The organism is Acinetobacter sp. YH12102 (assembly GCF_013419125.1).
GTDB classification, from domain to species: Bacteria; Pseudomonadota; Gammaproteobacteria; order Pseudomonadales; family Moraxellaceae; genus Acinetobacter; species Acinetobacter pseudolwoffii.
This window is the reverse complement of sequence record NZ_VPAS01000038.1, coordinates 1-5,970: the sequence shown is the minus strand read 5'-3', so window position 1 is coordinate 5,970 and position 5,970 is coordinate 1. Positions and strand designations below refer to the sequence as shown.

At 43.9% G+C, this 5,970-nt stretch carries 5 protein-coding genes; 3 read left to right on the top strand and 2 right to left on the bottom strand.

What is annotated here, in order from left to right; translation table 11 throughout:
* Positions 1-105: 105 nt before the first annotated feature.
* Complete coding sequence (locus tag FTU42_RS14540) at positions 106-825, bottom strand: IS6-like element IS1006 family transposase (RefSeq protein ID WP_180083695.1); 720 nt, start codon at positions 823-825, stop codon at positions 106-108.
* A 217-nt stretch (positions 826-1,042) separates the two neighbouring features.
* On the opposite strand from FTU42_RS14540, the gene FTU42_RS14535 reads away from it, so the two are divergent.
* Positions 1,043-2,215 carry an iron-containing alcohol dehydrogenase gene (locus FTU42_RS14535; protein ID WP_159516847.1) on the top strand — a complete coding sequence of 391 codons (1,173 nt, stop codon included), beginning with the start codon at positions 1,043-1,045 and terminating at the stop codon, positions 2,213-2,215.
* A 510-nt stretch (positions 2,216-2,725) separates the two neighbouring features.
* On the opposite strand, the gene FTU42_RS14530 is transcribed toward FTU42_RS14535, so the two are convergent.
* Positions 2,726-3,907, bottom strand: coding sequence for a transcriptional regulator (locus FTU42_RS14530; protein ID WP_159516848.1), 1,182 nt, complete (start codon positions 3,905-3,907; stop codon positions 2,726-2,728).
* 201 nt (positions 3,908-4,108) lie between these two features.
* On the opposite strand from FTU42_RS14530, the gene FTU42_RS14525 reads away from it, so the two are divergent.
* Together FTU42_RS14525 and FTU42_RS14520 are read left to right on the top strand one after the other, a co-directional pair.
* On the top strand, positions 4,109-5,620 hold the full coding sequence (locus tag FTU42_RS14525) for an aldehyde dehydrogenase family protein (protein WP_159516849.1): 1,512 nt from the start codon (positions 4,109-4,111) through the stop codon (positions 5,618-5,620).
* A gap of 191 nt (positions 5,621-5,811) precedes the next feature.
* The coding region (locus FTU42_RS14520) for a transposase (RefSeq protein ID WP_180083692.1) at positions 5,812-5,970 on the top strand (159 nt) is incomplete at its 3' end.

Here is a 5,970-nt window from a genome sequence, read left to right as displayed (position 1 = left end):
AATACCAACGAACAGCCCAAAGAATGATTTCACCTTGAAAGTGCCGACCGTGGAAGGGATTCATCTGCTGTATCTCGAAATAAATAAGATATTTAGCTTATCATGTCAGCCTATTTGCAACAGTGCCCCGAAAACTCTATTCACCAGATAGACTTCACCCTGAGGCTGACCATAATAAAATGACGAAGCTTGGCCTTTACGTAGTGCACGCATGACTTCAATACCTTTAATTGTGGCATAAGCCGTCTTCATAGATTTGAATCCTAACGTGGCCCTGATGATCCGCTTTAGCTTGCCATGATCACATTCAATCACGTTATTTTTATACTTAATCTGCCTGTGCTCAAGGTCTGGTGGACATTTACCTTCCCGTTTTAACCGTGATAAAGCACGTCCATATGTGGGTGCTTTATCCGTGTTGATCACTTGTGGAATTTGCCACTTCTTCACATTATTTAAAATTTTTCCAAGAAAACAATATGCTGATTTGGTATTACGTCTAGAAGAAAGATAAAAATCAATGGTATCGCCACGTTGATCGACTGCACGATACAGATAAGACCATCGTCCATTCACTTTTACATAGGTTTCATCAATATGCCACGAGCTCAGATCTGTAGGATTACGCCAATACCAGCGTAAACGTTTTTCTATTTCAGGAGCATAACGTTGAACCCAACGATAAATCGTCGTGTGATCAACATTCACACCACGTTCGGCCAGCATTTCCTGCAGTTCACGATAGCTAATGCCATATTTACAATACCAGCGCACAGCCCAAAGAATGATTTCGCCCTGAAAATGCCGACCATGGAAAGGATTCATATACTGCACCTTTAGCTAAAACAGTCTTCAGCTTACCATTCGTGGTTATTTGCAACAGTGCCCTTTTAAATACCTCAAATGCATTATTTTGGCTAGAATCAAAAATTTAAATTGGTAGGTATTTGGTAGGTAGGATTCTTTTTAGCTTCATCCAATACTCATATTACGGTGAGGGTCACCGATAAAATAATCAATGGATGGTAGAAGGAATAACACCATGGCTTTTAAAAATATTTCAGATCAAACTAACGGTTTTTATATTCCCTGTGTTTCACTTTTTGGTCCGGGCTGTGCTAAAGAAATCGGGATCAAAGCACAAAATTTAGGCGCCAAGAAAGCACTGATTGTAACTGATGCTGGCCTGTTTAAATTTGGTGTTGCAGATGATATTGCAAATTATTTGAAAGAGGCAGGTGTTGACAGTTATATTTTCCCAGGCGCGGAACCTAATCCAACTGATATTAACGTGCATCATGGAGTTACAGCTTATAATGAAAACGCCTGTGATTTTATTGTATCGTTAGGTGGGGGTTCATCACATGACTGTGCCAAAGGCATCGGTCTGGTCACTGCAGGTGGCGGACATATCCGTGATTATGAAGGGATTGATAAAAGTACCGTTCCGATGACACCACTGATTGCAATCAATACCACGGCAGGGACAGCTTCGGAGATGACACGTTTCTGTATCATTACCAATACCGATACCCATGTGAAAATGGCGATTGTAGATTGGCGTTGTACCCCACTCATTGCGATTGATGACCCTAAACTGATGTTAGCCAAACCTGCAGGCCTGACTGCGGCAACAGGGATGGATGCTCTGACACATGCGGTCGAGGCCTATGTATCTACGGCCGCCAATCCCATCACTGATGCCTGTGCAGAAAAGGCGATCACCATGATCAGTGAATGGCTCAGTCCCGCAGTGGCGAATGGGGATAATCTGGAAGCACGGGATGCCATGAGCTATGCCCAGTATCTTGCAGGCATGGCTTTTAATAATGCCTCTTTAGGTTATGTGCATGCGATGGCGCATCAGCTTGGTGGTTTCTATAACTTGCCACACGGGGTCTGTAATGCGATTTTGCTCCCACATGTCTGTGAGTTTAACCTGATTGCCTGTCCGGAGCGTTATGCCAAAATTGCCCAATTGATGGGGGTGAATATAGAAGGTTTAACTGTAACTGAGGCAGCTTATGAAGCGATTAACGCCATTCGGCAGCTTTCATCGTCAATTGGCATTCCATCAGGTTTAGCGGAATTGAATGTAAAAGAAGCTGACCTCGCCACTATGGCAGAAAATGCGCAAAAAGATGCCTGCATGTTAACCAATCCACGTAAGGCCAGTCATGCTCAAGTCGTGGATATTTTTAAAGCGGCAATGTAATACCTCCTTGTAAGTCTTATTTTCAATCATCTGACTTACACTTTAACAGGCCTTATTTCGCCTACTGAAGAAGTATGCCAATAGCAATTCATTGCTTTTGGCTACCGCTTTTACCTTCATAATAGGATAAAAAATAGAGGGGAATTATTTTATAAGTCCCCTAGCCTAAAAATATCCATGTTTATCCTAGAGCATAAAAATATCCTAATTTCTTCTACTTCGTTCCAGCCAGAAAAAATTTCCCATCGTATGATCTTAATATCATATTTAATCTCTGAGGAATAAACTGTACGTCCTTCATATGAAATGAAGATGATCGTAGCTGATTTTGATGAAGTGAGTCCCCTCAAGCGGCCAAGTAAATGGCATAGCCACTGAAAAATCATCAGATTAATAAAATTTTAGGATCTGATTCAGATGAAATCGACAAGTAAATCTATTGTGAATAGGGATGATGCTGAATATTCCAGGATTTTCCTATATAGCCTTCTACCGCTGAAGGGATTCGTTTTAAAGGTCTTTATATTTTAAAAGAGTTTGATGGACGGGATGGGTTTTGGGCATTAGTTCAATCAGGCGTTCCACCGCATCAATCGCTTCAGGGAAATGCGATACATGTTTCAGCAGGACGTCAGTTTCATTGGCTTTAAAAATGGCATTACTTAGACGTGATTCCAGACAATCTCGCCAGGCACATAAAAATGGACTTTCCGTTTTAGCCAGAAATACGCCAGTACATAATTTTAGGGCAGAATTAATATATCCAGCATCCAGAGACTGTTCGGTAAGTAAAAAATCGGCCTCTACATGTACCAATAATCGGTAAGGCCTAGAACCTAACATGCCCCCCAGTACATCGCGCAACTGCGACATTTCTGCTTTTAAGGTGCCCATACTAACTTTGCGTTCACCATATAAGGCCTGATGCAAGGTATCCAGACTCAAGCCTTGCGGGCATAAGGCCAAAATGGTCAAAATTTCAATCTGGCGAGGGGTCAGAACCAGCATCTTGCCATTAAACAGTATTTGGGGTACTGAAAAAGCCCGAATGAACAGGCGTTGCTTCTGGCATTCTAACAAAGCAGATTGAATGATTGTGGCGCAACGCTCAGCAGCCAACAGGGCCAAACTGTTATGCTTCTGCCAAGTGGTAGATAGATCAATGACACCTAAGATCTGTTTTGAATAGGGATCGATAATCGGTGCAGCATAACAAACCCAGTCATGAATGGAGGACATGTAATGTTCACTGGAAAAGACACAGGTGGATTGTTGCGTTTTTAAGGAGAGTGCCAGTGCATTGGTTCCGACCAGCTCTTCGCGCCATTGCCCACCTTCAATAAAATGTACACTTTCTGCGGCACTTTGCATTTGTGGGCTAGAAGCTGCCCAAATGATGGTACTGCCGATATCTCCGACCGCCAGCACCATAGAAGATTGCTCGGCAATATGTTTTAAATCCTGAGCACAATGTTGCAGGGCTTGGGCTAAAGTTGAGGAAGAAGTGGTCTTTTTTAAATCCGTCAGCGGTGCTGCTAAACGATTCTTCGGGATTTCAGCCGAGGATGAACGTTGCCAGGAGCTGGCAATACTCTGTCCCAGCTGTTCTGCATGTAAGGGAGACAAACTGCTGTTTTGCCGAAGCTGATCAGTATTGTGCCTTTTTTCCATCAAATCTTGTTTTGTCATCATTCCTTATTCTCACAACAATTCATGATTTACATCCGCTGTAATCGTTATTTTTTTAAAATGGATGAAAATATCGTGAACATGCTAGCTCCAACCTTTTTCCAACCTTATACCAGTTATATTAATCAAATAAGATGCAGAAGTACCTTATACCAAAGCTGTAGAAGCGGTTTTGCCATACGAAAATAAGCAAAGGAAATACATATGCGTTACGTCAATCCTAATCAACCTGGTTCAAAAGTTCATTTTAAAGCACAATACGAGAATTTTATTGGCGGCGAATGGGTCGCTCCGGTCAAAGGTGAATACTTTGACAACATCTCTCCGGTAGATGGCAAAGTCTTTACCAAGGTTCCGCGTTCTTCTGTAGAAGACATTGAATTGGCCCTGGATGCAGCGCACAAAGCCAAAGAACAATGGAACAGAGCATCGCCGACCACCCGCTCCAATATTCTGTTGAAAATTGCCGATCGTCTGGAACAAAATCTGGAACTTCTGGCTGTGGCAGAAACCTGGGACAATGGCAAACCGATCCGTGAAACGCTGGCTGCCGATATTCCGCTGGCTATTGACCATTTCCGTTATTTTGCCGGCTGTATTCGTGCGCAGGAAGGCGGCATTTCCGAAATTGATGAAGATACGATTGCTTATCATTTTCATGAGCCGTTGGGCGTCGTGGGTCAGATTATCCCGTGGAACTTTCCGATTCTGATGGCTGTCTGGAAACTGGCACCTGCCCTGGCTGCGGGCAACTGCATTGTGTTGAAACCTGCAGAACAGACTCCGGTCAGCATTCTGGTGCTGGCTGAACTGATTCAGGATATTTTGCCACCGGGTGTCCTGAATATCGTCAATGGTTATGGGGTTGAAGTCGGTCGCCCGCTAGCCACCAACCCACGCATTGCCAAGATTGCCTTTACCGGTTCCACCGCCGTCGGTCAGATGATCATGCAATATGCCACCGAAAATATTATTCCGGTGACGCTGGAACTGGGGGGTAAATCACCGAATCTGTTCTTTGCCGACATCATGGATCAGGAAGACGATTATCTGGACAAAGCGCTGGAAGGTTTTGCCATGTTTGCCCTGAACCAGGGTGAAATCTGCACCTGTCCATCGCGTGCGCTGATCCAGGAAAGTATTGCTGACGAATTTCTGGCGCGTGCCGTTGAACGGGTGAAACGGATTAAAACCGGGCATCCGCTGGATACTGACACCATGATTGGCGCGCAAGCCTCACAGGAACAGCAGGACAAGATTCTGGGCTGTATTGCCACTGGTCGTGAAGAAGGCGCACAGATCCTGACTGGTGGTGAAGCACGTCAGGAAGTGGGTCAAGGTTTCTATATTGAGCCGACTATCTTTAAAGGCACCAATGACATGAAGACCTTCCAGGATGAAATCTTCGGGCCTGTATTGGCTGTGACCACCTTTAAAGACTTTGATGATGCGATCAAGATCGCCAACGATACGATTTACGGACTCGGTGCCGGGGTCTGGTCACGCTCAGCGCATACTTCCTACCGTGCTGGCCGTGCCATTCAGGCCGGTCGGGTCTGGACCAACTGTTATCACATCTACCCTGCGCATGCGGCTTTCGGTGGCTATAAAAAATCCGGCATTGGTCGTGAGAATCACAGAATGATGCTGGATCATTATCAACAAACCAAAAATCTGTTAGTGAGCTATTCGACCAAACCAGCCGGGTTCTTTTAAGAAGTGAAATACATTCAAAGCGAACTTCGGTTCGCTTTGAATGTATGGTAGCTAGCTTTCACAAAATATCAGCAACATCTTCAAGCTGCGGCCAATTCAAATAAAGTTTTTAGGGCGTGTCCTCATTTGAAAAATTGGTTTTAAATACTTAAAATCCTCCTTTAAGCTCTTTTGATTTCTATATTTTTTCAATGGCACGTACTCTTCTCACCGATGATATCTGGCAGCAAATTCAAGATACTATGCGATTACACGGTTGTTACTGTTCAAAGAATAGTAGAAATATCATGGAAGCGATCTTATGGAAACTGCGTACAGGCGCCACATGGCGTGATATTCCCCAAGAATTT

Coding starts and splice junctions, on each gene's coding strand:
- FTU42_RS14540 (WP_180083695.1), bottom strand. CDS start 825: ATGAATCCTTTCCATGGTCGGCATTTTCAGGGCGAAATCATTCTTTGG.
- FTU42_RS14535 (WP_159516847.1), top strand. CDS start 1,043: ATGGCTTTTAAAAATATTTCAGATCAAACTAACGGTTTTTATATTCCC.
- FTU42_RS14530 (WP_159516848.1), bottom strand. CDS start 3,907: ATGATGACAAAACAAGATTTGATGGAAAAAAGGCACAATACTGATCAG.
- FTU42_RS14525 (WP_159516849.1), top strand. CDS start 4,109: ATGCGTTACGTCAATCCTAATCAACCTGGTTCAAAAGTTCATTTTAAA.